The sequence below is a fragment of the Pseudomonas sp. RV120224-01b genome (assembly GCF_003208145.1).
Taxonomy (GTDB): domain Bacteria; phylum Pseudomonadota; class Gammaproteobacteria; order Pseudomonadales; family Pseudomonadaceae; genus Aquipseudomonas; species Aquipseudomonas monteilii.
Genome location: NZ_QKMQ01000002.1, coordinates 438,713 through 465,365, shown reverse-complemented (window position 1 = coordinate 465,365; position 26,653 = coordinate 438,713). Strand labels below are relative to the sequence as shown.

The following is a 26,653-nucleotide window of genomic DNA, read 5'->3' as shown; positions in this document are numbered from 1 at the left end:
CTGTTTTTTATCCGTGGGTTGCGCGGTAGATACGGAAGCCGTCGGCCTCATCGCGTACCTGGCAGTTGCCCAGTGCCCCTTCGATCAGCGGTTGGTAGCGCAGGAAACTGTTGGCGACCAAGCGCATTTCGCCACCTTTTCGCAGATGAACGGCAGATTTTTTCAGCAAGTTCTCCGAGGCCTGGTAATTGGTGTGCACCCCGGTATGGAACGGCGGGTTGCTCAGAATCAGGCTCAGTTCGGCAGGTGCCGCATCAATGCCATCACCGCTGATCACCTCACCCTCCAGGCCGTTGGCAGCCAGCGTCAGACGACTGGCTTCTACCGCGAAGGCGTCCACATCCAGCAGCGTTACCCGGCTTTGTGGATAACGGCGCTTGACCGTGGCGCCCAATATCCCTGCGCCGCAGCCGAAGTCCAGCACATGGCCGCCTGGCAGGCCGTCGAGGTGCTTGAGCAGCAGGGCAGTACCGCGGTCGAGGCGGCCGTGGCTGAATACGCCCGGCAGGCTGACCACCTGCAAAGGGCCGTCTTCCAGCGCCAGCTCGAAGTGCTCGGCCAGGCTTGCCAGTGGCTTGGCCTCGGGTGCCTGCTCGATGGTCACTTGCCACAGCTGGCAGTGGCGGGCGCTGTCCAGCTTGCGCGGTTTGCCAAAGGCCTGTAGCTGCTTGGCCGCACCTTCGATGCCACCGCGTTTTTCGCCGACCAGGTACAGCTCACGACCGGCCAGGCGCGATGCCAGGGCATTCAGCAGGTAGGCTGCCAGCTCACGGGACTTGGGCAGGAACAGCACGGCGCTGTCGAATGCCATTTCAGGCGGCTCGACCCCGTAATGGCTGCGGCCGGCGAAGCGGCTGTCGAGCATGGCCTGATCGCCGGCGTGCCAAGTCCAGGCCTTGGCCTGTGGCAATTGGGCGAGCAGGCCGTCGGCGGGGGCGCCAGCGATCAGCAGCGGCCCCTGGAACAGCTCTGCCTGGCGGAGCAACACTTCACTGCGCGGGTCCATGGACGACGCCTCCTGGAAAAAAGTGGCGCAGTGTAGCAGAGGCGGGCGCCGGGCTCAGCTGACCACGCGGCGTGGCTGCCCGGCGAAGAAGGCCTGGGCGTTCTCGCTGAGCTGGCCGACGATACGCTGGCGCGACTCTACTGCACCCCAGGCGCTGTGCGGGGTGATGATCAGGCGCGGGATGCCCGGTTCGAGCAGCGGGTTGCCGTTGACCGGCGGCTCCACACTCAACACATCGGTGGCCGCACCGCCCAAGTGGCCTTGGCGCAGGGCGTCGGCCAACGCCTGTTCGTCGATCAGGCCGCCACGGGCTGTGTTGACCACCAGCGCATTGGGCTTGAGCAGGGCCAGTTCACGGGCACCGAGCATATGCCGGGTGTGCTCGTTCAGCGGGCAATGCAGCGTCAAGGCGTCTACTTGCGGCAGTAGTTCGTCCAGCGGCAGCCGGTCGTCGCGTTCCGGGCGGCCAGGAATCTGCCCGCTCAGCACACGCATGCCGAAGGCTTCGGCCAGCCGCGCCACCGCGCCGCCGAGCTCGCCGTGACCGAGCAGGCCGAGGGTTTTGCCCTCCAGCTCGACGATGGGGAAGTCCAGCAGGCAGAACTGGCTGGCCTTGGCCCATTGGCCGTCGGCTACTGCCTGGTTGTAGTCGCACAGGCGGGTGGCCAGGGCCAGCAGCAGGGCGAGGGTGTGCTGTGCGACGGACGGTGTGCCGTAACCCTGGCAGTTGCAGACGGTGATGCCTTGGGCGCGCGCCGCTGCCAGGTCGACATTGTTGGTGCCGGTGGCGGCCACCAGGATCAGCTTGAGCTGCGGGTTGGCGGCCAGGGTAGAGGCGTCGAGCATGACCTTGTTGCTGACCACTGCGACCGCGCCTTGCAGGCGCTCTGCCACCTGGTCGGGCTGGGTGGCGGCGAACAGCTCGAATTCATCGAACTGCTGCTTCAGGGGCGAGAGGTCGAGGTCGCCAAGGTCCAGGGACTGGTGATCGAGAAACACGGCGCGACGCGGGCTGGGCATGGGGGGCTCCGGTGGCAGGGCGGGGTATTGGTGTTATGGCCATTCGCGGGCAGGCCCGCGTCTACAGGCGCAGTGTCTAGCCCGGGGTTACCGCCCGTCAACGCCTGCCACTCATACCTTTGGCTCGCAAATCATTCCTTCGGCTGATTTAGCCGTCACATTGCCGCACTACAGTAGTTGTCAGACTTGTCCGGCTCGCTTTTCAGAAAAGGGATACCCATGTTGCAGACCCGCATCATCAAGCCCGCCGAGGGCGCCTACGCCTACCCACTGCTGATCAAGCGCCTGCTGATGTCCGGTAGCCGCTATGAAAAGACCCGTGAAATCGTCTATCGCGACCAGTTGCGGCTGACGTATCCACAGCTCAACGAACGTATCGCACGCCTGGCCAATGTGCTGACCGAGGCCGGAGTAAAGGCCGGTGACACCGTGGCGGTGATGGATTGGGACAGCCACCGCTACCTGGAATGCATGTTCGCCATCCCGATGATCGGCGCCGTGGTGCACACCATCAACGTGCGCCTGTCGCCCGAGCAGATCCTCTACACCATGAACCACGCCGAAGACCGCGTGGTGCTGGTCAACAGCGATTTCGTCGGCCTCTACCAGGGTATTGCCGGGCAGCTGACCACCGTCGACAAGACCCTGCTGCTGACCGATGGCCCGGACAAGACCGCCGAGTTGCCCAATCTGGTGGGCGAATACGAGCAATTGCTGGCCGCTGCCAGTCCGCATTACGATTTCCCCGACTTCGACGAAAATTCGGTGGCCACCACCTTCTACACCACCGGCACCACCGGCAACCCCAAGGGCGTGTATTTCACCCACCGGCAACTGGTGCTGCACACGCTGGCCGAAGCTTCGGTCACCGGCAGTATCGACAGCGTGCGCCTGCTGGGCAGCAACGACGTGTACATGCCCATTACCCCGATGTTCCATGTGCATGCCTGGGGCATCCCCTACGCCGCCACCATGCTCGGTATGAAGCAGGTGTACCCCGGGCGCTACGAACCAGACATGCTGGTCAAGCTGTGGCGCGAGGAAAAGGTCACCTTCTCCCATTGCGTACCGACCATCCTGCAGATGCTGCTCAACTGCCCGACCTCGCAAGGCCAGGACTTCGGCGGCTGGAAGATCATCATCGGCGGCAGCGCGCTCAACCGTTCGCTCTACCAGGCTGCCCTGGCCCGGGGTATCCAGCTAACCGCAGCGTACGGCATGTCCGAGACTTGCCCGCTGATTTCCGCCGCGCACCTTAACGACGAGTTGCAGGCCGGTAGCGAAGACGAGCGCATCACCTACCGCATCAAGGCCGGCGTGCCGGTGCCACTGGTCGAAGCGGCGATTGTCGATGGCGACGGCAACTTCCTTCCTTCCGATGGCGAGACCCAGGGCGAGTTGGTGCTGCGTGCGCCGTGGCTGACCATGGGTTATTTCAAGGAGCCGGAAAAGAGCGAGGAGCTGTGGCAGGGCGGCTGGCTCCACACCGGTGACGTCGCCACCCTCGACGGCATGGGCTACATCGACATTCGTGATCGCATCAAGGATGTGATCAAGACCGGTGGCGAGTGGATTTCCTCACTCGACCTGGAAGACCTGATCAGCCGCCACCCGGCCGTACGCGAAGTGGCGGTGGTCGGGGTGGCCGACCCGCAGTGGGGCGAGCGCCCGTTTGCCCTGCTGGTGGTGCGCGACGGCCAGGCCATCGATGCCAAGGCGCTCAAGGAACACCTCAAACCGTTCGTCGAGCAAGGGCACATCAACAAGTGGGCGATTCCCAGCCAGATCGCCGTTGTTACTGAAGTTCCCAAGACCAGTGTCGGCAAGCTCGACAAGAAACGCATCCGCCAGGACATCGTCCAGTGGCAAGCCAGCAACAGCGCTTTCCTTTCCACGCTGTAACCGCCGTGCGGGTCGCGAACGCCAGAACGCGACCCGCACGCTAGAGGCCTTCACGCCTTGCCAAACGGCTGAAATGCGCCATCCTTTAGCACTGCCAGCCCGCAACCGGGACAACAATGCAGCGAGTTGGCGGCATGGAGCGCAAATCACACTTTAGAGGGATCAAGCGCCTGTGCCTTGCTGGCTATAGTCGGGGCCAGGGGATTTTCAGGAATGGGGGAGGGCGACACGCGCAAGCCGTGTCGTCGCAGGTGCAAACCTGCAAACCGGTCGCTCGGGCCGTTCTTGAAAGGACTCACTGCCATAACAAAAAAGTACATGGAGTAGCGTCGATGAAATCTGCAAACCTGTTCTGGCGCCGGGCCAAGTTGCCCTTGGCCGTCAGCCTTGCTTCCACGCTCGCAAGTCCTGCTTTCGCTGTCAGCTTCAACATTGGTGAAATCGAAGGCCAGTTCGACTCCTCGCTCTCCATCGGCGCCAGCTGGTCGACGGCCAACCCCAACAAGAACCTGATCGGTGTCAACAACGGCGGCAAGGGCCTGTCGCAGACCTCCGACGATGGCCACCTGAACTTCAAGAAGGGCGAAACCTTCTCCAAGATCTTCAAGGGCATCCATGACCTGGAGCTCAAGTACGGCGATACCGGTGTGTTCGTGCGCGGCAAGTACTGGTACGACTTCGAACTGAAGGACGAAAGCCGTGAGTTCAAGGACATCAGCGACTCCAACCGCAAGGAGGGCGCCAAGTCGTCTGGCGCCGAGTTGCTCGACGCCTTCGTCTACCACAACTACTCCATTGGCGATCAGCCCGGCTCGGTGCGCCTGGGCAAGCAGGTGGTGAGCTGGGGTGAAAGTACCTTCATCGGCGGCGGTATCAACTCGATCAACCCCATCGACGTATCGGCATTTCGCCGTCCTGGGGCCGAAATCAAGGAAGGCCTGATTCCGGTCAACATGTTCTATGTGTCGCAAAGCCTGACCGACAACCTCTCGGCCGAGGCCTTCTACCAGATTGAATGGGACCAGACGGTCGTCGACAACTGCGGCACCTTCTTCTCGCAACCGGACATCATTGCCGATGGTTGCAGTGACAACCTGCGGGTGTTGGCCAGCAGCCGGGTTCTGGGCCTCCAGCCGCCCGCAGTCCAGGGACTGCTCGCTGCTACCGGCGTAAACTACAACGAAGAAGGCGTGCTGGTGCGCCGTAGCGCAGATCGCGATGCGCGGGACAGCGGCCAGTTTGGCGTTGCGTTCCGCTATATGTTCGAGCCGCTGGACACTGAGTTCGGTGCGTACTTCATGAACTATCACAGCCGTGCACCGATCTTCAGTGCCACCGGTGCTTCGCAGGCTGTGTTCGATCGGGTCGCTGCGTTGCCGCCTGCATTGCGCCCACTTATCGTTGCGGGTAACTCGCAGTACTTCGTCGAATATCCGGAAGACATTCGCCTCTATGGCTTGAGCTTCTCTACCACGCTGCCTACTGGTACCGCCTGGAGCGGTGAGCTCAGTTATCGCCCGAATGCGCCAGTTCAACTGAACTCAACCGACATTCTGTTTGCTGGCGTCACGCCGCTGGAGGAGTACAGCAATGCCTCGGTGCTCCAGGGTACTGCTGGGCAAGACCTGCACGGCTACCGTCGCAAGGAGATCACTCAGTTCCAGACAACTTTCACCCACTTCTTCGACCAAGTGATGGGCGCCAGCCGCCTTACGGTGGTGGGCGAAGTCGGCGTCACCCACGTTGGTGGCCTGGAAAGCACCAGCAAGGCACGCTATGGCCGTGACCCGGTGTATGGCCCTGGCGAGCTGCCCGGCGACATGTGTACTGCGCTCAACCGCACCACCATCGGCGGTTCAGGCCTGGGTAGCTCCACCGCCAACCTGTCGCGCAACTGCAACAGTGACGGCTTCACCACCAGCACCTCCTGGGGCTACCGCGCCCGCGCCATCTGGGACTACAACGACGTGTTCGCCGGGGTCAACCTCAAGCCGAGCGTGGCCTGGTCCCATGACGTCTCCGGCTACTCGCCCGGCCCTGGCGGCAACTTCGAGGAAGGCCGCAAGGCAGTCAGCCTGGGCCTGGACGCCGAGTACCAGAACACCTACACGGCGAGCCTGTCGTACACCAACTTCTTCGATGGCAAGTACACCACTGTGGATGACCGTGACTTCGTCGCGCTCAGCTTCGGCGTGAACTTCTAAGCACACAGATCCAGGACGACACGACATGAACAAGACCAGAAGTCTGCTGCAAGCCGGTGTACTGGGCCTGTCCCTGCTGGCGACCAGCGTGATGGCTGCGGTATCCGCCGACGAGGCGGCCAAGCTGGGCAGTACCCTGACCCCGATGGGCGCCGAAAAAGCCGGCAACGCCGATGGTTCGATCGGCCCGTGGGAGCCGTTGTCGAAGAGCGCAGGCAGCGCTGATGCCAAGGGTTTCCTGTCCGACCCGTACGGCAGTGACAAGCCGCTGTTCACCATCACCGCGCAGAACGCCGACCAGTACAAGGACAAGCTTTCGCCGGGCCAGTTGGCCATGCTCAAGCGCTACCCGGACACCTTCAAGATCCCGGTGTTCAAAACCCATCGCGGTTCAACCGTCCCGGCCGATGTGTTCGCGGCCATCAAGGAAAACGCCACCAAGACCACCCTGGTGGAAGGCGGCAACGGTCTGAACAACTTCCGCACGGCTGTGCCGTTCCCGATCCCCAAAAGCGGCCTGGAGGTGATCTGGAACCACATCACCCGCTACCGCGGGGGCAGTGTCAGCCGCCTGGTAACCCAGGCCACGCCACAGCAGAACGGCTCGTTCAACCCGGTGTACTTCTCCGACCAGTTCGTCTTCCGCGACAAGATGAAGGATTACGACCCGAACAACCCAGGCAACATCCTGTTCTACTTCAAGCAGGAAGTGACCGCACCTGCGCGCCTGGCCGGTACCGTGCTGCTGGTGCACGAAACCCTCGATCAGGTGAAGGAACCGCGCAAGGCGTGGATCTACAACGCCGGCCAGCGCCGTGTGCGCCAGGCGCCGCAGGTGTCGTATGACGGCCCGGGTACCGCTGCCGATGGCTTGCGTACCTCCGACAACCTGGACATGTTCAACGGTGCGCCAGACCGCTACGACTGGAAGCTGGAAGGCAAGAAAGAGCTGTACATCGCCTCCAACGCCTTCAAGCTGGACGACCCCAAGCTGAAGTACACCGACATCATCAAGGCCGGGCACATCAACCAGGACCTGGCCCGCTACGAGCTGCGCCGCGTGTGGCATGTGGTCGCGACCCTGAAGCCAGGCCAGCGCCACATCTATGCCAAGCGTGACTTCTACATCGACGAAGACACCTGGCAGGCTGCGGTGATCGACCAGTACGACGGTCGCAACCAGCTGTGGCGCGTTTCCGAAGCCCATTCCCAGCCGTATTACAACAATGAGGTGCCTTGGTACACCCTGGAGACCATTTACGACCTGCAGTCTGGTCGTTACCTGGCCTTGGGCATGAAGAACGAAGAGAAACGTGCCTACGACTTTGGCTTCAGTGCCAGCAAGGCTGACTTCCAGCCAGCAGCGCTGCGTCAGTCGGGTATTCGGTAACCTGAAAGACTCCGTGTGATCCCCAGAACGCCCCGGCTTGCCGGGGCGTTTCCATTTTCCTGCCCCGTCCTCCTTGCGGGCCATAAACCTGCTGAATACCCACCCAAACCCCCGCCCCAGCCCTTGTCCATCAGCCTTGTCGCTTTTTGTCGCAGTCTTTCCCGGGGCAAATGCGCCCATCATCTTCAAATGCGCTGCGTTACCGGCTAGTCTCGCAAGCATCCATATCGCCGTAGTCTTCCAACCAGAACGAGCCGGCCATGACAGACCTGTCCCGTACGCATGGATTCGCCAGTCAGGCCCTGGGCCTGCTGGACGGGCGTTTCTTTCGGCCCCCCCTGCCGGAGGGGCATGTGCCGCGTCCGCGCCTGTGCCAGCGTCTGTACACCGGCCTCGGCGGTCGCCTGCTGCTGGTCAACGCCCCGGCGGGTTTCGGCAAAAGCTCCCTGGCCATCGAGTTTTGCGAGGCACTGCCCGAACACTGGCGCAGCCTGTGGCTTGGCCTGAGCCAGCGAGATGCAGACCCAGGCCGCTTCCTTGAGCGCCTGCTCGAAGGGCTGCAGCAATACTGCCCGGCCTTGGGTGGCCAGGCCATGGGCTTGCTGAAAATGCGCCAGCGCCATCAGCCGTTCGCCTTCGAAGAGTGGCTTGACGGCCTGCTCGACGAGCTGGCGTTGTACCTGCAAGCGGATACACCTTTGCTGCTTGTACTGGATGATTATCACCTGGCCCAAGGGCCTGTACTTGACCGTTGCCTGCAGTTCTTCCTCAACCACCTGCCGGCCGGCCTGGTGCTGCTGGTTACCAGTCGCCAGCGCCCGGACTGGCACCTGGCGCGCCTGCGGCTGTCGCGTCAGCTTGTCGAGCTGAACGAACAGGATTTGCGCCTTACTGCCGAAGAGTCGCTGGCAGTGATCGGTCGCCAGCCCACGGGCCTGCGTGGCCAGGCCCTGGACAACCTTATCCAGCGCAGTGATGGCTGGGTGGCCGGGTTGCGTTTCTGGCAACTGGCGGCCAGCGACAGTGCCGACGAGCAGGCCTTGCCCCAGGCGCTGCATGGTGGCGAAGGGCTGATTCGCGACTACCTGCTCGAAGAAGTCATCGACATGCTGCCCGCCGATGTGCAGGCCTTCCTGTACGAAACCGCGTGCCAGGAGCGCTTCTGCGCCCAACTTTGCGATGCCGTGCGGGGCCGCCACGACAGCGCCGAGATCCTGCGTTTCCTGCAGGCGCACCAGGTGTTTCTGGTGCCGCTGGACGAGCACGGCCACTGGTTCCGTTATCACCACTTGTTCTCCGACTTGCTGCGCAGTCGCCAGGCCAACGAACCGCTGGCCGGCTTGCACTTGCGGGCGAGCCGTTGGTTCGAAGCCCAGGGCCTGCTGGACGAGGCGGTGGAGCAGGCCTTGCGTGCCGGCCACCTTGATGTGGCCGCCGACCTGGTGCAGAGCCTGTCCGAGGAGCAACTGCTGGCCGAACAGAACGTCGGCATGTTGCTGCGCTGGAAGATGGACTTGCCCGACAGCCTGCTGATCAGCACGCCAAGGCTGATCGTGCTGTACAGCTGGGCGTTGGGCCTGGCTTGCCAACTGGACGCGGCCGAGGAGCTTGCCGGCTACCTCAGCCGCTTCCTGCCCGCACCTTCGGCGACCGCGCAAAAGTCGATGCTGGCCCAGTGGCTGGCGCTGAGTGGGGTGATTGCCCGAGGCCGTGGTGACCGCGAGCGCACGTTGGCCTATTGCAGCGAAGCGCTGCAGAGCCTGCCAAGCAAGCGCTATGGCCAGCGCCTGGTGTGCCTGTCGACGCTGTCCAACCTGGCCATCGCCGATGGTGATTTCTGGCGGGCCCGCGGCTGGAACCGAGAAGCCCTGGAGCTGGCCCAGCGAGTCGGCAACCCGTTGTTCGAGGCCTTGGCCCATTACGACCGGGCGCGTGTACTGCACGCCCGTGGCGAAGTATTGCGGGCGCTGGACGAAGTGCGCCAAGGGCTGCAACGCCTGCAAGGGCTTTCGGCACAGCGGCTGTATGCCGTGCGCGCTCGTCTGACGCTTTACGAAGGCTATCTGTTGGTTTCGCGCCTGCAGCCTGCCCAGGGCCGTGCGCGGTTGCGCGCGGGGCTGGGCGAGGCGCGGGCCTGCCGGGACATCAGTGTGCTCATCGGCCATTGCGTGATCGCCACGCTCGATGGGCGGGAAGGGCACTTTGCCGAGGCCTTTGCCGAACTGGCCGAGGCTGAGCGCCTGATGCATATCTGGGACGTGCCCCCGGTCTACTACCTGGCCATGATTACCCTGGTCAAATGCGAACTCTGGCTGGCCCAGGGGCGCACCGACCTGGCCGAGTCCTGGCTGCTGCGCCTGGGCCAGACCTACGGCGGTGAGCAGCCAGCGGCAGCACCGGAGTTCCACCCACTGCTGCCGTTGCACATTGCGCTGCAGCAGGCGCTGCTCGAGCGTATCCAGTTACGTGGCGACGACGCCGTGCAACGCCTGGCCAGCCTGGTCGAGCGCGGGCAGGCCAGTGGCGGCATGATGCTCGCCGTCAGCGCCCTGTGCCAATGGCTCTCCCTGCTGCTGGACGAAGGCCGCGAAGGGCAGGCCGCGCAGTTGCTGCCAGGCTTGCTTGAGGCCGCCCGTGGCGGCGTGCTGCAACCGTTCCAGCCGCTGCTGGAAAAACACCCGCAATGGCTTCACGAGCAACTGCAGGCAGGTGCCGCGTGCCCGGTTCAGGCCGAACTGCTCAAGCGCCTGCCACCGCTGCCAAGCGCCAGCACGGGCAGCGGCGAGGCGTTGAGTGGCCGTGAGCTGGCTGTGCTCGAACTGATCGCTCAGGGTTGCTCCAATCAGCAGATCAGCGAGCGGCTGTTCATTTCTCTGCACACGGTCAAGACCCACGCCAGCCACATCAACAGCAAGCTGGGTGTCGAGCGGCGTACGCAGGCGGTGGCCAAGGCCAAATCCCTGGGGTTGCTGGCGTGATGCTGGCTCTGCAGGTCATTGCCCGCTAAAGTGATGGCCTGAGGCCATGGTTTGTGGCAGGCAATGCTCTACCCTCATCTTTCCCGACCTGCTGCCGATACAGCGATCGGTGGCATCGCCTCGCGCGATTTTTCAATCATTCCAAGGCAGGTCGTGTTGATGCTGCAGTACGGGCAAAAAAGCTTTCTGATCGTCGACGACTTTACCGACTTTCGCACGTCGACCCGTTCAATGCTGCGCGAGTTGGGCGTGCGCGACGTGGACACCGCTGACAGCGGCGAGCAGGCGCTGCGCATGTGCGCGCAGAAACGCTATGACTTCATCCTGCAGGATTTTCACCTGGGTGATGGCAAGAAGAACGGCCAACAGGTGCTCGAAGACCTGATCATCGACAAGCACATCAGCCATGAGTGCGTGTTCATCATGGTCACGGCCGAGAGCAGCCAGGCCATTGTCCTCAGTGCCATCGAGCACGAGCCCGATGCCTACCTGACCAAACCGTTCAACCGGGTTGGCCTGGCTCAGCGCGTCGAGAAGCTGTATCAGCGCAAAACCTTGCTCAAGCCGATTCTGCAGGCCCTGGACCGCAGTCGCCCGGCCGAAGTGCTGGCGGCTTGTGCCGAACTGTGCAAGAAGGACCCGCGCCTGGCACCACTGTGCCTGCGCTACCGGGCCGATGCCTTGCGCAACCTCAACCGCTTCGAGGAGCTGGAAAAGTTCCTCAAGGCCATCCTGGCCAGTCGCCCGCAGCCGTGGGTGTACGCCGCATTGGGCGCCCTGATGCACAAGCGTGGCCAGAATGCCCAGGCCCAGGGCGTTTACGAGCAGGCACTCAAGGCGTTCCCGATCATGCCAGGGCTTTACGACGGCATGGCCGAAGTGCTGGTGGCGCAGGGCGATACCCGACGTGCGCAAAACCTGCTGGAAGAGGCGGTACGCCTGTCGCCACTGTCGGTGCGTCGGCAGTCGACACTGGGCAAGCTGGCGCTGGAAAACGAAGACTTCGAGAGCGCGTCGAAGGCGTTCCGCCATGCGGTGAACCAAGGGCAGAGCTCGCGCTACAAGGACGCCGAAAACAACCTGGGCCTGGTGCAGGCCCTGATGAGCAAGAATGCAGGCTTCGGCCTGGACGCCCGTACCCGGGTCGAGATCAACACCACGCTCAGCGAAGTGGCCAAGGAAAACCCCGAAGACCAGGGTTTGCAGGTTCGCGCGCGGATGATGAAAGCCGCCAGCCTGCAGCAGGCGGGCGACCCGGAAACGGCGGCCAAGCTGACCGAGCAGGCGATCCAGCGCCTGGACAAGATGAACCAGTTTTTCTCGGTCGATTCGGCCCTGACCGTTGCCGCGCAGTTGCAGGCAATGGGCCAGGAAGCCGCCGCCATCGGCGTGCTGAAAAGCTGTGTGGAAAGTTATGGTGATGACCCCAAGGTCATGGAGAAAGTGGGCAAGCTGACCGACGACCCCACGGTGCTCAACGCCATTACCGAAGCGGTCACCCTCAATCGCCAGGGTGTGCGCAGTTACCAGGGAGGGCAGCTTGGCGAGGCGTTGCAACTGTTCCGCAAGGCGCTGGGTATGCAGCCGAAGAACATCAGCATCGCCCTCAACACCGCCCAGGCGCTGCTGCGTATTGGCGGTGACAACCCTCAGCCCGCGATCATGCAGGAATGCCAGGACGCCTTGACCAGCGTGGCCGGTATCCCTGCCAGCGACAATCGCTATGACCGTTACCGCAAACTGCACATCCGAGTGTTCGGCGCATGAATCAAGACAATCAGGGGCTGGACTTTTCCACGGTGATCGCCTCCACCGTGCACGACCTCAAGAGTTCGTTGTCGGCGCTGATCCAGTCCCACAACCAGTGGGTAGAACGCCTGCCCGAAGAGCTGCGCGGTGGTGCCGAGCAGGGCATCATGGAGCATGAGTTTCGCCACCTCAACGGCATGCTGGTGCAACTGCTGGGGCTCTATAAACTGGGTATCAACCAGCTGCCGGTGTGCCCGGACTACCATGAGCTGGACGATTTCATCGAAGCTCAGCTGGCGGCCCACCAGGAAGTGCTCAAGCACAATGACATCCTCGCCACCTGGCGCATCGACACCGACAACCCGCTGGGTTTCTTCGACCGTGAACTGGTGGCCTCGGTGATCGCCAACGTCATCACCAACGCCACCCGCTATGCCGGGCACGCGTTGCTGATTACCATCGAAGAGGCCGACAACCAGCTGGCCATCTGCGTGAACGATGACGGCCCGGGTTATCCAAAACACATGCTCGAGCGCCAGGAGGAGTACATCCAGGGCATCGACTCAACCAGCGGCAGTACCGGCCTGGGGCTGTATTTTGCGGCGCGGATTGCGGCGTTGCATGAAAGCGGCGGGGTGCGTGGGCGGATCGAAATTTCCAATGGCGGGGCGCTTGGGGGCGGGTTGTTCAGGTTGTTCCTGCCTTAAGATGTGTGGCGCTCGATCTCATGAGCGCCAAACCTCCCAAGGCATGAACCTCGTGCACCCACCTCATTTTCCTGTCAGGCTCTGAGCAAACCCCAGTTTTACCGCCGAGAGCATCATGACCCAAGCCCCGCCTGCACTCATCCGCGAAACCTTCCCTGTAGGCCCCCTGCAATGCAATTGCACCTTGATCGGCGACCCCTTGACCAAAAAGGCCATTGTCGTCGACCCGGGCGGTGACCCGGACAAAATCCTGGCACGCCTGCAGGCCCACGGCCTGACGCTGGTGAGCATCATCCACACCCACGCGCACTTCGATCACTTCCTGGCTTCGGGCAAGCTCAAGGAACTGACCGGCGCTACCTTGCACCTGCACAAGGACGACCAGGTACTGTGGGACAACCTGGAGATGCAGTGCCAGATGTTCGGCGTTCCCTATACTCCGGTGCCGTCACCCGACCGCTGGCTGGGCGATGATGAAGAGCTGGCCTGTGGTTGTGGCGTGGCCCTGCATACGCCAGGCCATACCCCGGGCTCGATGAGCTTCTGGTTCGCCGATGCCAAGCTGTTGATTGCGGGCGATACCCTGTTCCGCCGGGGCATTGGCCGCACCGATTTGTGGGGTGGGGACCAGCGGGCAATCGTGCGTTCCATCAAGGAGCGGCTGTACCGGCTGGACGAAGAGGCCATCGTGGTGACCGGCCACGGGCCCGATACTCGGCTGGGCGATGAAATGCGCGAAAACCCCTTCGTACGTGCCTGATGGCACATGAAGGCACTTTCATGGAATTTTTCGTTGCCGATGCAATCCAAGGCTGGCATAGATCCCTTTGAGATCTGCCGCATTTATGAATTTCAGTAGGAGCTTGTCCATGTTCACCATGCGTCGTCTGATTATCGTCGCAACTGCCGCTGCCCTGATGACCGGCTGTGCCGGCCAGAACCCTTATGACAACCAGGGTCAGGCGCAGGGCTCCACGGGGATGAGCAAGACCGCCAAGTACGGCGGCCTGGGCGCGCTGGCCGGCGCCATCGCCGGTGCCGCCATCGACCACAACAACCGTGGCAAGGGTGCGCTGATCGGCGCTGCTGCGGTGGGTGCTGCTGCTGCCGGTTACGGCTACTACGCCGACAAGCAGGAAGCAGAGCTGCGTGCGCAAATGGCCAACACTGGCGTGGAAGTGCAACGTCAGGGTGACCAGATCAAGCTGATCATGCCGGGCAACATCACCTTCGCCACCGACTCGGCCAACATCGCCCCTAGCTTCTACTCGCCGCTGAACAACCTGGCCGGCTCGTTCAAGCAGTTCAACCAGAACACCATCGAAGTGGTCGGTTTCACCGACAGCACCGGCAGCCGCCAGCACAACATGGACCTGTCCCAGCGCCGTGCGCAGGCGGTCAGCACCTACCTGACCTCGCAGGGTGTGGATGCCTCGCGTATCTCGGTACGTGGCATGGGCCCGGACCAGCCGATCGCCAGCAACGCCGACGCCAATGGCCGTGCGCAGAACCGCCGTGTGGAAGTGAACCTGAAGCCGATTCCGGGTCAGCAGTATGACCAGCAGCAAGGCCAGGTTCAGCAGTATCCCTGATTGATCGCCGGGGCCGCTTTGCGGCCCATCGCCGGCAAGCCAGCTCCCACACGTACTGCGCAACCCACAGTGTCTCGCGGTCCCTGTGGGAGCTGGCTTGCCGGCGATGGGCTGCGCAGCAGCCCCTGCTTCTAGCGTACTACGCTGGCCTGAATCGCCGTCAGCGCAATGGTGTGCACGATATCGTCAACCTGAGCCCCGCGCGGCAAGTCGTTCACCGGCTTGCGCAGCCCCTGTAGCATCGGCCCCAGGCTGACCCCATCAGTACTGCGCTGCACCGCCTTGTGCGTGGTGTTGCCGGTATTCAAGTCGGGGAACACGAACACCGTCGCACGCCCGGCAACCGGGCTGCCTGGCGCCAGGTCCCGTGCAATCGCCGGGTTGGCCGCCGCGTCGTACTGCAATGGCCCATCGATCAGCAACGCTTGCGCTGCACCTTGCGCCAGGCGTGTCGCTTCGCGCACCTTCTCCACTTCCTCATCGCTCGCTGAATCGCTGGAATAACTGATCATCGCCACCCGCGGTGCGATGCCGAAGGCCTGCGCCGACTCGGCGCTCTGCCGGGCGATCTCTGCCAACTCGGCAGCGCTCGGGTGCGGGTTCATCACGCAGTCGCCGTACACCAGCACCTGTTCCGGGAACAGCATGAAGAACACCGACGACACCAGGCTTGAGCCAGGCGCAGTCTTGATCAGTTGCAGGGCAGGGCGAATGGTGTTGGCGGTGGAGTGCACCAGGCCCGAGACCAGGCCGTCCACTTCGTCCAGGGCCAGCATCATGGTGCCGATCACCACCGGGTCTTCCAGCTGCTGCTCGGCCATTGGCGCGTTGAGGTTCTTGCTCTTGCGCAGCTCTACCATGGGCTCGACATAGCGCCCGCGAATCAGCTCGGGATCGAGAATTTCCAGGCCAGGCGGCAGGGTAATGCCTTGGGCGCGTGCCACGGCGTCGACATCCTCGGGCTTGGCCAGCAGCACGCAGCGGGCAATGCCACGGGCTTGGCAGATGGCCGCAGCCTGCACCAGCAACGGCTCGGCGCCTTCGGGCAGGACAATTCGCTTGTTGGCCTGCTGCGCCCGCTGGATCAACTGGTAGCGGAACACAGCTGGCGACAGGCGCATTTCACGCGGGGTGCCGCAGCGTTGGTGCAGCCAGGCGGCGTCGAGGTGGCTGGCGACGAAGTCTGTGATGAACTCGGCGCGCTCGCGGTCGTCCACAGGGATTTCGCGGTTAAGCGAATTGAGCTGGTTGGCGGTGTCGTACGAGCCGGTGCTGACTGACAGGATCGGCAACCCAGCCTGCAGCGCGCCGCGGCACAGGCCGAGGATGCGCGCGTCGGGCTTGCTGTCACTGGTCAGCAGCAACCCGGCCAGTGGTACGCCATTGATCGCCGCCAGGCTGACGGCAAGGATGATGTCGTCGCGATCGCCCGGGGTGACCACCAGGGTACCCGAGGTCAGCAGCGGCACCGTGTTGGCCACGGTGCGCGCGCAAATAATGATCTTGCTCATGCGCCGCTGCTCGTAGTCGCCGGCATTGAGCACCTGGGCACCGAGCAGCTCGGCCACGTCGCGGGTGCGCGGGGCGTTCAATTCGGGTTGGTAGGGGATGCAGCCGAGCAGGCGGAAATCGTTGCCGCGCAGCAGGGGCGAGTGTTCGCGCAGGCGGGTGGCGAAGTCGGCCATGCTTTCGTCGGTGCGCACCTTGTTGAGGATGACACCGAGCACTTTCGGGTCGCGTGGGCCGCCGAACAGCTGGGCCTGCAGTTCGACCCGGCCGGACAGTTCGCTGAGCACTTCGTTTTCCGGGGCCGACACCAGGATCACCTCGGCATCCAGGCTCTTGGCCAGGTGCAGGTTGACCCGCGCCGCATAGCTGGCGTGGCGGGTGGGCACCATGCCCTCGACCACCACCACGTCGTTACCGATGCAGGCTTGCTGGTAGAGGCGGATGATTTCTTCGAGCAGCTCGTCCAGCTGGCCATCGCCGAGCATGCGCTCGACATGGGCCAGGCTCAGGGGCACCGGGGGCTTGATGCCATGGGTGCGGGCCACCAGTTCGGTGGAGCGCTCGGGGCCGGTATCACCCGGGTGGGGCTGGGCGATCGGCTTGAAGAAGCCGACCTTCAGGCCCGCGCGCTCCAGGGTGCGCACCAGGCCCAGGCTGATGGAGGTCAGGCCGACACCGAAGTCGGTCGGCGCAATGAAAAATGTCTGCATGCGTGCTTCTCGAAATAAGCGGTGCCAGAAATTAACGGCCAAGGGTAGCGCTATCGGCCCCTTGTACGCACCAGCCGCATGCGAAAGGCTGGCCGATGTGCTGCGCGCGCTGGGCCGGGTCGAGCAACCAGGGGCGTGCCTGCCACGGTGGCTGGTGGCGCAGGTGCTGGGTATGGCCACAGGACAGTTCGGCCACCCAGTGGCCTTCTTCGTCCTGGTGGAAGCCGGTGATCCGACTGATGGGCCGCTGCTCGTCCGCGGCACGTTCGCAATCGGACGATGGCTTCGTTACACTTGTGCGCTCTACATTCTTTTGCAAAAGGTCTTGCCCCATGCTGATCGCCGCCAACAAGGCTGTCTCCATCGACTATACCCTGACCAACGACGCCGGGGAGACCATCGACAGCTCCGCCGGTGGCGCGCCGCTGGTTTACCTGCACGGTGCCGGCAACATCATCCCGGGCCTGGAAAAAGCCCTGGAAGGCAAGCAGGCCGGTGACGAACTGAACGTTTCCATCGAGCCGGAAGACGCCTACGGCGAATACCTGGCCGAACTGGTCAGCACCCTGAACCGCAGCCTGTTCGAAGGCGTCGACGAGCTGGAAGTGGGCATGCAGTTCCACGCTTCGGCGCCGGATGGCCAGATGCAGATCGTCACCATCCGCGACATCGACGGCGACGACGTCACCGTTGACGGCAACCACCCGCTGGCCGGCCAGCGCCTGACCTTCCAGGTCAAGGTTGTCAACGTGCGTGACGCCAGCGACGAAGAAATCGCTCACCGTCACATCCACGGTGAAGGTGGCCATCACCACTGATTTTCTGCGCTAAGCTCAGAAAGTCGCCAGGCGCTCGGGCAAGCCGATTTGCCTTCCTACGGGAGGTGGACGGTTTGGACGAGCGCCTTTTTAGTGGGCGGAATTTGCCTGCGCGGCAACCGGGAACCTGAGAGGGGATGTCATCATGAGTGCATTTCACGACCTGAAACTGGACGCGCTGAACGGAGGGGAGCTGCCCCTGGCCCCGTTCAAGGGCCAAGTGGTGCTGGTGGTCAACGTCGCGTCCAAGTGTGGGCTCACGCCGCAATACAAGGCCCTGGAAAACCTCTACCAGGTTTACAAGGACAAGGGCTTCAACGTGCTTGGCCTGCCGTGCAACCAGTTTGCCGGGCAGGAGCCAGGCAGCGAAAAGGAAATTCAGGAATTTTGCAGCCTCAACTACGGCGTGAGCTTCCCGCTGGGGGGCAAGCTGGAGGTCAACGGGCCGCAGCGCCATTCGCTGTACCGCCTGCTGGCGGGCGAAGGAGCCGAGTTTCCGGGCGACATCACCTGGAATTTCGAGAAGTTTCTGGTGGGCAAGGATGGGCGGGTGCTGGCGCGCTTTTCACCGCGTACAGCGCCAGATGATCCGGCGGTGGTGCAGGCTATCGAAAAAGCACTGGTCTGAAAGCCTTGCGCGGTCCCTGTAGGAACGGCCTTGTGTCGCGAAAGGGCCGCAAGGCCGCTCCTACACAGATCGCGTAGCATCAAGCCTGGAAGCAGGTGTGGCAGCCGCTTGGTTCCGGGCAGCACGCAGATACCCCTCAAACTGCTCGACAATCGCCGACCACCCCTGACGGCTTGCATGCTGCCGCGCATTCAGCCGCACCCGGCGCAACGTCTCCTCTTCTTCCAGCAACCAGCAGGCCGCATCGATGAACGCTGCCTGGTCCCCCGGCATCGCCAGCGCGCCGCTGTGACCATGGCGAATATGCTGCGCTGCGGCGGCCTCGTCGTAAGCGACCACAGCCAACCCCGAAGCCATGGCTTCGAGCACTACATTGCCAAAGGTTTCGGTCAGGCTCGGGAACAGAAACAGGTCACCGCTGGCATAGTGCTCGGCCAGCACCTCACCTCTCTGTGCGCCACAGAACACCGCATCCGGCACCTGCTGTTGGAGTGCTGAACGCTGTGGCCCGTCCCCCACCAGGATCAGGCGCAGGCGTTTCTGTGGATAAGTCTTCTGCAATGCCTCAAGGCACGGGCGCAGTAGCCCGAGGTTCTTTTCCACCGCCAGCCGCCCGACATGCAGCACGGCGATATCGTCCGGGCCTAGCCCCCAGCTTTCACGCAACGCCTGGCTGCGTCGGGCCGGGTTGAACAGGCAGGCATCGACACCTCGGGCCAGCAGGTCCAAGCGCTCGAAACCACGGCGTTCAAGCTCCAGACGCTGGCTGAGGCTGGGCACCAGGGTGATCGCTGTACGCCGATGGAACCAGCGCAGGTAGTGGGTGAGCAGGCGCGCCAGCAAGCCCAGGCCATATTGGCCGGAATACTGCGGGAAGTTGGTGTGAAAGCCACTGACCACCGCCAGCCCCAGGCGCCGGGCTGCGCGCAGGGCGCTGAGCCCCAGTGGCCCTTCGGTGGCGATGTACAGCACATCCGGGCGCTGCCGGCGCCAGCGGCGCATCAGCTTGTGCATCGACACCTCGCCCCACTGCAAGCCCGGGTAGCCGGGCAGGGCCCAGCCACGGCACAACATCAGGTTTGGGTCGTTGTGCACCGGTGTTTCACCGGCCTGACGTGGGCGTACCACCTCGACGTCGTGGCCGCGTTGGCGCAGCCCTTCGCTGAGGCGGCCAAGGGTATTGGCCACGCCGTTGATTTCGGGTGGGAAGGTTTCGCTGACCAGGGTAATGCGTAGGGCGGGTGTATTCATGACAAAAAGTTTCCGCCTGCTGGATTGCGCCAATGTGACGGCCATGTGACATGCAGATGACGCCCGACCGCCGACGCTTGCGCCTTTTTGAATATTTCCTGGTGCGGCACTCAAGAAGGTGCAGGCGGCAGCCGATGCAGATGCATTCGACTACGTGATGCGCTCCAGGAGAGCGATGATGTTCAACAACAAGCTCAAGCAAGAAATCCGGCAGCTGCGCGAAGACCTGATGTCCATCGAACAGGTCAAGAGTAGCCTCGACAACGAGATGCTGGTACTTCAACTCGACCCCCAGGGACGGATCGAGATGGTCAACGGCAACTTCGAGAGCGAGATGCTCTACCGTGCCGAACAATTGCTTGGACGCAACATTGAGGACATCGTCCCCGCGCATGTGAAGTCGCTGGATTTCTACCAACGCATGAAAAGCGCGATCACCCGTGGCGAGCACCTGAACGGTGCCTTCCGCTTGCTGCGCGGCAATGGCCAGGAAGCCTGGCTGCGCTCGATCCTGCAGCCGGTCAAGAACAGCGAAGGGCGTATCAAGTACTTCACCCTGCATTCCAGCGACCTCACCCGCACCATCGAGACTTCGCGCGAGCATGAAAGCCTGATCAAGGCGTTGATGCGCTCGACCGCCGTTATCGAGTTTGACCTGGACGGCACCATCCTCACTGCCAATGACCGTTTCCTGGCCACCGTCGGCTATCGCCTGGAGCAAATTCGCGGCAAGCACCACCGCATATTCTGCGAGCCCGAAGAGGCCAACTCGGCCGGCTATCAGGCGTTCTGGGACAAGCTGCGCCGTGGTGAATACGTTGCCGAACGCTTCAAGCGCATCGACGCCCACGGCCGGGTGATCTGGCTGGAGGCCTCGTACAACCCGATCTTCGACGCCCATGACGTGCTGTACAAAGTGGTCAAGTTCGCCACTGTGATTACCGACCAGGTCAACCAGGAACAGGCGGTGGCCGAGGCAGCAGATGTTGCCTACAACACCTCGCTGGGTACCGATGTCAGCGCCCAGAAGGCCACCGATGTGGTTACCCAGACCGTCAGCGTGATGCGTGGCCTGGAAGCCTCGATGCAGGAGGCGGCCGAGGGCATTCAGGCGCTGGATACCCAGTCGCGGGTAATCGGTTCCATCATCAAGACCATCAGCGACATCGCCGGGCAGACCAACCTGCTGGCGCTCAATGCCGCTATCGAGGCGGCCCGTGCCGGCGAACAGGGGCGGGGTTTTGCCGTGGTTGCCGACGAAGTGCGTCAACTGGCCTCGCGTACCAGCACCGCCACCGAGGAAATCGCCCGGGTGGTGAAGCAGAACGAGCAACTGGCGCAGGCGGCGGTGGCGATCATCGACACCAGCAAGCGCCAGGCCGAGCAGGGGCTGGCACTGGCTGACGAGACGGGTAGCGTGATTGTCGAGATCCAGGACGGGGCCAAGCGTGTGGTGGATGTGGTGGGGCAGTTTTCCAGCCGGTTGGGGCAGTGATGACGTTCCTATGAACGTCGGCACTGCGATCGCTCTTTGTGGGAGCGGGCAAGCCCGCGAAGCAGGCGCTGCGGTGGATGGCACGGGCTACGCCCGTGTTCGCGGGCGCGCCCGCTCCCACAGAGCCCGCGCAGGTTATGGCAACCGTTCATGGCTCTTGGGTATTACTTGCGCTCCCGCACCCAGAACAACGTAGCCCCGGCCACCGCCGCCGGCATCATCAGCACGTTCACCCCCGGAATCATCAGCGCCAGGTAGGTAATCCCGCCAAAGCCCAGGCTCTGCCAGCGCTTGCTGCGCAGCCAGGCGAGCATGTCCTGCCAGCTCATCTTGTTGTTGTCCGCCGGGTAGTCGATGTACTGGATGGCCATCATCCATACCCCGAACATCAGCCACAGTGGTGCGGCCACCACGTTCACCACCGGGATGAACGACAGGATGAACAGGCCAATAGCCCGTGGCAGGAAGTAGCCCAGCTTGCGCATTTCGCGGCTGAAAGTGCGTGGCACCATGGCTACCAGCTCACCCCAGCTGAACGCCGGGAAGTTATCCTGGCCGCGCACCACCACCTCGACCTTTTCCGCCAAAAAGCCGTTGAACGGCGCGGCAATGATATTGGCCACCAGGGTGAAGGTGAAGAACACCATCAGCAGCAGCAAGGCCACGAACAGCGGCCAGAGGATGTAGCTGAGGAAACTCAGCCAGTCCGGCAGCGTTGGCATGAGCGCGTCCAGCCACAGGCCGAACTGATGGCCGGCGAAGTAGATCAGGCCACCGAACAGCAGCAGGTTGACCGCCAACGGCAGCAGCACGAACAACCGCAGGTTGGGGCTCAGCACCAGTTTCAGGCCTTCGCGCAGGTATTGGGGGCCAGAGAGGACAGGGGCTTGCATCGAGGTACTCCGCAGAGAAGGAAAACGCGCTGACCTTACCGAGTTTGCCGCGCCGACGAAAGGCGGGTTGCGGGCGGGAAACGGGATGTAACAAAAGCGCCAGGGACGTGTTTATCGATGAAATCGCAGCATAGACGATGCCTATGAGGTGGATTGTCTAAGGATATTTCCTTAATCTTTGCGACCTCGCTACAGTGCGCTCAACTTTCCGCTTTTCGGGCCTGCGCGTTGTAGCCTTCCCCAAGTGCTGCGTGGGTCCGTTTTAAATTTCCAGCTGGCGCAGCCGGTACACCGATGCCGGCCCGTGCGGCCCGCTCGACAGGAGTTCGACATGTCTGAAGTACGTCATTCGCGCGTCATCATTCTCGGTTCCGGCCCTGCCGGTTACAGCGCCGCAGTCTATGCTGCCCGCGCCAACCTCAAGCCGCTGCTGATCACCGGCATGCAGGCCGGTGGCCAGCTGACCACCACCACCGAAGTCGACAACTGGCCGGGCGACCCCCACGGCCTGACCGGTCCGGCCCTGATGCAGCGCATGCAAGAGCACGCCGAGCGTTTTGAAACCGAAATCGTCTTCGACCACATCAATGCCGTCGACCTGGCCAACAAGCCGTTCACCCTGCAGGGCGACAGCGGCAAGTACACCTGCGACGCACTGATCATCGCCACCGGTGCCAGCGCCCGTTACCTGGGCCTGCCGTCGGAAGAAACCTTCATGGGCAAGGGCGTTTCGGCCTGCGCCACCTGCGACGGCTTCTTCTACCGCAACAAGCCGGTCGCCGTGGTTGGCGGTGGCAACACTGCCGTGGAAGAGGCGCTGTACCTGGCCAACATCGCCAGCAAGGTGACCCTGGTACACCGTCGCGAAACCTTCCGCGCCGAGAAGATTCTGGTCGACAAGCTGAACGCCCGTGTGGCTGAAGGCAAGATCGAGCTCAAGCTCAACGCCACCCTGGACGAAGTGCTGGGTGACAACATGGGCGTGACCGGTGCGCGCCTGAAGAACAACGACGGCAGCAGCGACGAAATCAAGGTCGACGGCGTGTTCATCGCCATTGGCCACACCCCGAACACCTCGCTGTTCGAAGGCCAGCTGACCCTGAAAGACGGCTACCTGGTGGTCAACGGCGGCCGTGAAGGCAACGCTACTGCCACCAACGTTGAGGGTGTGTTCGCTGCAGGTGACGTGGCAGACCACGTTTACCGCCAGGCCATTACCTCGGCCGGCGCCGGCTGCATGGCGGCACTGGACGTAGAACGTTACCTGGACGGCCTGGCCAACGCCTCGTTCTGATCCAATGACGCCGGGGCCGCTCTGCGGCCCATCGCCGGCAAGCCAGCTCCCACAAGAACTGCACCGCCTTCAGGCCTTTCGCGGTACCTGTGGGAGCTGGCTTGCCGGCGATAGGGTCCTCAGCAACGGCAACAAAAAACCGGCTCAATGGCCGGTTTTTTGTTGCCTGCGGTCAGCTCACAGGCTGAGCCGCATCGACAGGTCCACCGCCTTCACATCCTTGGTCATGGCACCAATCGAGATGTAGTCCACGCCGGTTTCGGCAATCACACGCAGGGTCGTTTCGTTGACCCCACCGCTGGCCTCCAGCTTGGCCTTGCCCGCGTTGATGCGCACTGCTTCGCGCATTTCGTCCAGGTTCAGCTCATCCAGCATGATGATGTCCGCGCCAGCGGCCAGCGCCTCGCGCAGTTCATCCAGGCTTTCCACTTCGATCTCAACCGGCTTGCCTGGCGCAATACGGTGTGCGGCGGACACGGCTTCGGCCACGCCGCCGCTGGCAGCAATGTGGTTTTCCTTGATCAGGAATGCGTCGTACAGGCCGATGCGGTGGTTGTCGCAGCCGCCGCAGGTTACTGCGTACTTCTGCGCCAGGCGCAGGCCCGGCAGTGTCTTGCGGGTGTCCAGCAGGCGCACCTGGGTGCCTTCCACCAAGTCGGCCAGGAAGCGCGCACGGGTGGCTACCCCCGACAGCATCTGCAGGAAGTTCAGCGCGCTGCGCTCACCGCTCAGCAGCGAACGGGCCGGGCCTTCCAGGTGGAACAGCGGCTGGTTGGCAGTCGCCCGCTCACCGTCCGCCACCTGCCAGTGCACCGCCACGCGTGGGTCGAGCTGACGAAAAACGGCATCGACCCAGGCGGTACCAGCGATCACGCAGTCTTCGCGGGTGATGATGGTCGCCTTGGCGAGGCGCTCGGCCGGGATCAGCTGCGCGGTGATATCGCCACTGCCGATGTCTTCCAACAGTGCACGGCGCACGTTGGCTTCGATTTCAGCGGTCAGGTCGGCGAGGCGTAGGTTCGGCATGTTCGGCTCCACTAGCTAGATGCCCGCGATTATAGGGCAGGGGGCCGGTGTGTACAGCCGCCTTGGCGATGTCCGTTGGTCGGGCATTGTGAGCAATTCGAGCCCATTCGGGTCATTAACCGGTCGGTGAAACGGCGCTGGCAGCGATGCGATTTTTTACCGATAATAGCGCCCAGTATTTGGCGTCATAGCTTTGACGATCATCAGCCCCTGTCGGGCAAGACACCCTGCAAGGAGTCCAGGATGCAGAAAGAAGGCAAGGTGGTGCCCTTGGCGGCTGCCATCGACCGAGGGGGGCGTACGCCTCTTCTTTGCCTTCCGGTATTGCTGCTGCAGGTCCGCGACAAGGCCGCCTTGCAGTTGCGCCAAGGCTTGCAGGACTTGTTCGACAACGCCGATGACACGCTCTTCGAAATGGCTGACAAGGCCTTCGACCGTTATGACCAGCATCTGTACTTCGAAGCCATGCGTGATCTGAGGCTCAAGCGCAAAAGCATCGAACGCGGCTTTCTTGATACCTTCCATGACACTTACGCACGCATCGGCCAGCCCGACCCGCTGGCGCACCTGGCCGAACCGGGCAGTTTGCGGACCAAGGCCCAACGGGAACGGGCTGCGGCAATGGAAGGCATGGTTGCGCGGGTGCTGTCACGCGATGGTATTGGCCTGCAGCAACTGGGCCTGCGCTTGCAGGCGCTGCTCGATCACCCCCTGCATGAGCAGCACAACCCGTTGGGCCCGGCCGCTTTGTGCGGGTACTTCCTGGACGCCGGGCGCAACCTGGGGGTTGGTTTACGGGTCAAGCTGGTGCTGCTCAAGCTGTTCGAGCGCTATGTGCTGCGTGATGCCGACATTCTCTATGCCGACGCCAACCAGCTGTTGGCCGCAGCCGGTGTACTGCCGGAGTTGCAGCCGGCACCGCGCCGGCGCGCCGAAGACAGGCGCTTGCGCACACGACGAGGGCCGTTGAGCCAAGGCCAGGACGTTGGGGCAGATGCGGCAGGGCAAGCGTATTTCGCCTCATTGCAAACCTTGCTGGCCCCACTGCGCGGGCAGTTCGCACCGCGATTGCAGGCGGTGGCTGCTGCCCAGCCGATCAGCACGGCCGACCTGATTCGTCTGCTGTCGCACTTGCAACACTATGTACCCGCAACTCACGAGGCAGATGACTTCGAGCTCGGCCAGCAGCTTGAGCAACTGCTGTTGCGGGTCAGTGTGCGCAGCGGCACGCGCCGGCGCATCGCCGTGGACGATGAGGACGTGATCAACCTGGTCGGCCTTGTGTTCGCCTTCATCCAGCGTGATGACAACCTGCCCGCCAGCCTGCGCGCACTGCTTGTGCGCCTGCATATTCCCTTGCTCAAGGTAGCATTGCTGGACAAGGGGCTGTTCAGCCGGGCCAGCCACCCGGGGCGCCGGCTGATCAACGAGATTGCGGGTGCGGCCATTGGCTGGGAGTGCGGCAGCGAAGGCCTGCGTGACAGCCTTCACCTGCGGGTAGAAAGCACAGTCCAGCGCCTGCTCAATGATTTTGCCGAAGATGCTGGCCTGTTTGCCGAGCTTCTCGATGAGTTTCTTGCATCCAACCAAGAGGAACGGCGGCGCAACGAGCTGCTTGAACAGCGCACCCGCGACGCCGAAGAGGGGCGGGCCCGTGCCTTGCAGGCGCGGCACCAGGTGCAGCAGGTGCTCAACCAGCGCCTGCGCGGTCGGGTATTGCCCCTGGTGGTGGTGCAGATGCTGGTGCAAGCCTGGAGCCAGGTACTGCAGTTGGCCTGGCTGAAGCAGGGTGAAGCCTCCCAGGGCTGGCGCGATGCCCTGCAGACCGTGGATGCGTTGCTGGCCAGCATCACCCCGGGGCATGAGCCGCAAGCACTTCTGCAGCAGGTGCCGGGCCTGCTCAAGGCGCTGCGCGATGGCCTGGCCAGCGTGGCGCTGGATTCAGCAGCAACCCGAGAGTTCTTCCTGCAACTGGAGCAGTTGCACCTGCATGCCTGTGCGGGCACTGAGCTACCGGCTGGCCATGGCAAGCCCTTCGCCGAAGTGCTGGTGGACGAGGACATCGTGCTGGCGATGGCCGAAGAGCCGGCCTGTGCACCGCTGCAATTTGCCGATGGGCAGGCGGCAACGCTGCAGCATGTGCAGCGCTTGCGCATCGGCAGCTGGGTTGAAGTCATGGATGACGGCGAACCGCTGCGTTGCAAACTGGTAGCGCACGTCGGCAGTAACGACAGGCTGGTATTCGCCAACCGTACCGGCATGAAAGTGCGTGAGTGGAACAGCACTGCCCTGGCCCAGGCACTGCACCGAGGGGACGTACGGATGCTGGATGACGGTTTGTTGTTCGAGCGGGCGCTGGAGGCGGTGCTCAATGGGTTGCGGCAACCTTGGGTGCAGTAGGCGGCAACATTACAATCATTCACATGCAAACGGTGTTGAGCGCAGGGCATACTGTTGACCTGTTCACGGCGTTTTCAGGAT

20 protein-coding genes and 1 pseudogene are annotated in these 26,653 nt (G+C 63.0%); 14 read left to right on the top strand and 7 right to left on the bottom strand.

Annotated features, from left to right (window positions below):
- Positions 1-7 precede the first annotated feature (7 nt).
- Positions 8-1,006: a class I SAM-dependent methyltransferase gene (locus N436_RS05340; protein WP_110740554.1), complete on the bottom strand. Its 999-nt coding sequence runs from the start codon at positions 1,004-1,006 to the stop codon at positions 8-10.
- A gap of 54 nt (positions 1,007-1,060) precedes the next feature.
- Positions 1,061-2,026, bottom strand: a complete 966-nt coding sequence (locus tag N436_RS05335; protein WP_110740553.1) for a 2-hydroxyacid dehydrogenase — start codon at positions 2,024-2,026, stop codon at positions 1,061-1,063.
- Between the two features lie 219 nt (positions 2,027-2,245).
- Between N436_RS05335 and N436_RS05325 the strand changes: the two genes are divergently transcribed.
- The 8 genes from N436_RS05325 (at position 2,246) to N436_RS05280 (ending at position 14,548) form a co-directional block, all read left to right on the top strand.
- Complete coding sequence (locus N436_RS05325; protein WP_060500147.1) at positions 2,246-3,928, top strand: fatty acid--CoA ligase; 1,683 nt, start codon at positions 2,246-2,248, stop codon at positions 3,926-3,928.
- Positions 3,929-4,260: 332 nt separating this feature from the next.
- On the top strand, positions 4,261-6,132 hold the full coding sequence (locus N436_RS05315) for a DUF1302 domain-containing protein (RefSeq protein WP_110740552.1): 1,872 nt from the start codon (positions 4,261-4,263) through the stop codon (positions 6,130-6,132).
- A gap of 25 nt (positions 6,133-6,157) precedes the next feature.
- Positions 6,158-7,522 carry a DUF1329 domain-containing protein gene (locus N436_RS05310; protein WP_105945650.1) on the top strand — a complete coding sequence of 455 codons (1,365 nt, stop codon included), beginning with the start codon at positions 6,158-6,160 and terminating at the stop codon, positions 7,520-7,522.
- Positions 7,523-7,782: 260 nt separating this feature from the next.
- Positions 7,783-10,500 carry a LuxR C-terminal-related transcriptional regulator gene (locus N436_RS05300; RefSeq protein WP_110740551.1) on the top strand — a complete coding sequence of 906 codons (2,718 nt, stop codon included), beginning with the start codon at positions 7,783-7,785 and terminating at the stop codon, positions 10,498-10,500.
- A gap of 159 nt (positions 10,501-10,659) precedes the next feature.
- Entirely contained in the window at positions 10,660-12,267 is a 1,608-nt protein-coding gene (locus N436_RS05295; protein ID WP_060500151.1) for a tetratricopeptide repeat-containing response regulator, read from the top strand.
- Positions 12,264-12,956, top strand: coding sequence for a sensor histidine kinase KdpD (locus N436_RS05290; RefSeq protein WP_016713275.1), 693 nt, complete (start codon positions 12,264-12,266; stop codon positions 12,954-12,956). The genes N436_RS05295 and N436_RS05290 overlap by 4 nt, the downstream gene beginning before the upstream one ends.
- 115 nt (positions 12,957-13,071) lie before the next feature.
- Positions 13,072-13,716: an MBL fold metallo-hydrolase gene (locus tag N436_RS05285; protein ID WP_110740550.1), complete on the top strand. Its 645-nt coding sequence runs from the start codon at positions 13,072-13,074 to the stop codon at positions 13,714-13,716.
- 109 nt (positions 13,717-13,825) lie between these two features.
- The gene (locus N436_RS05280; protein WP_016501466.1) at positions 13,826-14,548 is read left to right on the top strand and encodes an OmpA family protein; all 723 of its coding nucleotides are present in this window, start codon (positions 13,826-13,828) and stop codon (positions 14,546-14,548) included.
- Positions 14,549-14,679: 131 nt separating this feature from the next.
- On the opposite strand, the gene pta is transcribed toward N436_RS05280, so the two are convergent.
- Positions 14,680-16,767, bottom strand: coding sequence for a phosphate acetyltransferase (gene pta / locus N436_RS05275; protein WP_110740549.1), 2,088 nt, complete (start codon positions 16,765-16,767; stop codon positions 14,680-14,682).
- Positions 16,768-16,798: 31 nt separating this feature from the next.
- Positions 16,799-17,101: a DUF3565 domain-containing protein gene (locus N436_RS05270; RefSeq protein WP_110740627.1), complete on the bottom strand. Its 303-nt coding sequence runs from the start codon at positions 17,099-17,101 to the stop codon at positions 16,799-16,801.
- Here N436_RS05270 and N436_RS05265 point away from each other — a divergent pair.
- Positions 17,100-17,585: a peptidylprolyl isomerase gene (locus N436_RS05265; RefSeq protein ID WP_003259610.1), complete on the top strand. Its 486-nt coding sequence runs from the start codon at positions 17,100-17,102 to the stop codon at positions 17,583-17,585. The two genes, N436_RS05270 and N436_RS05265, sit on opposite strands and share 2 nt — an antisense overlap.
- A 145-nt stretch (positions 17,586-17,730) precedes the next feature.
- The gene (locus N436_RS05260) at positions 17,731-18,213 is read left to right on the top strand and encodes a glutathione peroxidase (RefSeq protein ID WP_105945654.1); all 483 of its coding nucleotides are present in this window, start codon (positions 17,731-17,733) and stop codon (positions 18,211-18,213) included.
- A gap of 60 nt (positions 18,214-18,273) precedes the next feature.
- Here the strand turns inward: N436_RS05260 and N436_RS05255 are convergent, their stop codons facing one another.
- The gene (locus N436_RS05255; RefSeq protein WP_105945655.1) at positions 18,274-19,464 is read right to left on the bottom strand and encodes a glycosyltransferase family 1 protein; all 1,191 of its coding nucleotides are present in this window, start codon (positions 19,462-19,464) and stop codon (positions 18,274-18,276) included.
- Between the two features lie 157 nt (positions 19,465-19,621).
- Between N436_RS05255 and N436_RS28890 the strand changes: the two are divergent.
- Together N436_RS28890 and N436_RS28885 are read left to right on the top strand one after the other, a co-directional pair.
- Positions 19,622-20,371: pseudogene (locus tag N436_RS28890) on the top strand (PAS domain-containing protein); the annotation flags it as partial.
- Between the two features lie 156 nt (positions 20,372-20,527).
- Entirely contained in the window at positions 20,528-20,959 is a 432-nt protein-coding gene (locus N436_RS28885; protein ID WP_371105378.1) for a methyl-accepting chemotaxis protein, read from the top strand.
- A 164-nt stretch (positions 20,960-21,123) separates the two neighbouring features.
- Here the strand turns inward: N436_RS28885 and cysZ are convergent, their stop codons facing one another.
- Entirely contained in the window at positions 21,124-21,852 is a 729-nt protein-coding gene (gene cysZ, locus N436_RS05245; protein ID WP_105945656.1) for a sulfate transporter CysZ, read from the bottom strand.
- A 331-nt stretch (positions 21,853-22,183) separates the two neighbouring features.
- Between cysZ and trxB the strand changes: the two genes are divergently transcribed.
- On the top strand, positions 22,184-23,146 hold the full coding sequence (trxB, locus tag N436_RS05240; protein WP_003247318.1) for a thioredoxin-disulfide reductase: 963 nt from the start codon (positions 22,184-22,186) through the stop codon (positions 23,144-23,146).
- A 177-nt stretch (positions 23,147-23,323) separates the two neighbouring features.
- Here the strand turns inward: trxB and nadC are convergent, their stop codons facing one another.
- Positions 23,324-24,172: a carboxylating nicotinate-nucleotide diphosphorylase gene (gene nadC, locus N436_RS05230; protein ID WP_105945657.1), complete on the bottom strand. Its 849-nt coding sequence runs from the start codon at positions 24,170-24,172 to the stop codon at positions 23,324-23,326.
- Positions 24,173-24,415: 243 nt separating this feature from the next.
- Here nadC and N436_RS05225 point away from each other — a divergent pair, with 243 nt between their 5' ends.
- On the top strand, positions 24,416-26,572 hold the full coding sequence (locus N436_RS05225) for a DUF1631 domain-containing protein (protein WP_110740547.1): 2,157 nt from the start codon (positions 24,416-24,418) through the stop codon (positions 26,570-26,572).
- Positions 26,573-26,653 lie beyond the last annotated feature (81 nt).

What these genes read in the sequence shown, in the direction of transcription:
- N436_RS05340 (WP_110740554.1), bottom strand. Translation starts at nt 1,006, where the DNA reads ATGGACCCGCGCAGTGAAGTGTTGCTCCGCCAGGCAGAGCTGTTCCAG.
- N436_RS05335 (WP_110740553.1), bottom strand. Translation starts at nt 2,026, where the DNA reads ATGCCCAGCCCGCGTCGCGCCGTGTTTCTCGATCACCAGTCCCTGGAC.
- N436_RS05325 (WP_060500147.1), top strand. Translation starts at nt 2,246, where the DNA reads ATGTTGCAGACCCGCATCATCAAGCCCGCCGAGGGCGCCTACGCCTAC.
- N436_RS05315 (WP_110740552.1), top strand. Translation starts at nt 4,261, where the DNA reads ATGAAATCTGCAAACCTGTTCTGGCGCCGGGCCAAGTTGCCCTTGGCC.
- N436_RS05310 (WP_105945650.1), top strand. Translation starts at nt 6,158, where the DNA reads ATGAACAAGACCAGAAGTCTGCTGCAAGCCGGTGTACTGGGCCTGTCC.
- N436_RS05300 (WP_110740551.1), top strand. Translation starts at nt 7,783, where the DNA reads ATGACAGACCTGTCCCGTACGCATGGATTCGCCAGTCAGGCCCTGGGC.
- N436_RS05295 (WP_060500151.1), top strand. Translation starts at nt 10,660, where the DNA reads ATGCTGCAGTACGGGCAAAAAAGCTTTCTGATCGTCGACGACTTTACC.
- N436_RS05290 (WP_016713275.1), top strand. Translation starts at nt 12,264, where the DNA reads ATGAATCAAGACAATCAGGGGCTGGACTTTTCCACGGTGATCGCCTCC.
- N436_RS05285 (WP_110740550.1), top strand. Translation starts at nt 13,072, where the DNA reads ATGACCCAAGCCCCGCCTGCACTCATCCGCGAAACCTTCCCTGTAGGC.
- N436_RS05280 (WP_016501466.1), top strand. Translation starts at nt 13,826, where the DNA reads ATGTTCACCATGCGTCGTCTGATTATCGTCGCAACTGCCGCTGCCCTG.
- pta (WP_110740549.1), bottom strand. Translation starts at nt 16,767, where the DNA reads ATGCAGACATTTTTCATTGCGCCGACCGACTTCGGTGTCGGCCTGACC.
- N436_RS05265 (WP_003259610.1), top strand. Translation starts at nt 17,100, where the DNA reads ATGCTGATCGCCGCCAACAAGGCTGTCTCCATCGACTATACCCTGACC.
- N436_RS05270 (WP_110740627.1), bottom strand. Translation starts at nt 17,101, where the DNA reads ATGGGGCAAGACCTTTTGCAAAAGAATGTAGAGCGCACAAGTGTAACG.
- N436_RS05260 (WP_105945654.1), top strand. Translation starts at nt 17,731, where the DNA reads ATGAGTGCATTTCACGACCTGAAACTGGACGCGCTGAACGGAGGGGAG.
- N436_RS05255 (WP_105945655.1), bottom strand. Translation starts at nt 19,464, where the DNA reads ATGAATACACCCGCCCTACGCATTACCCTGGTCAGCGAAACCTTCCCA.
- N436_RS28885 (WP_371105378.1), top strand. Translation starts at nt 20,528, where the DNA reads ATGCGTGGCCTGGAAGCCTCGATGCAGGAGGCGGCCGAGGGCATTCAG.
- cysZ (WP_105945656.1), bottom strand. Translation starts at nt 21,852, where the DNA reads ATGCAAGCCCCTGTCCTCTCTGGCCCCCAATACCTGCGCGAAGGCCTG.
- trxB (WP_003247318.1), top strand. Translation starts at nt 22,184, where the DNA reads ATGTCTGAAGTACGTCATTCGCGCGTCATCATTCTCGGTTCCGGCCCT.
- nadC (WP_105945657.1), bottom strand. Translation starts at nt 24,172, where the DNA reads ATGCCGAACCTACGCCTCGCCGACCTGACCGCTGAAATCGAAGCCAAC.
- N436_RS05225 (WP_110740547.1), top strand. Translation starts at nt 24,416, where the DNA reads ATGCAGAAAGAAGGCAAGGTGGTGCCCTTGGCGGCTGCCATCGACCGA.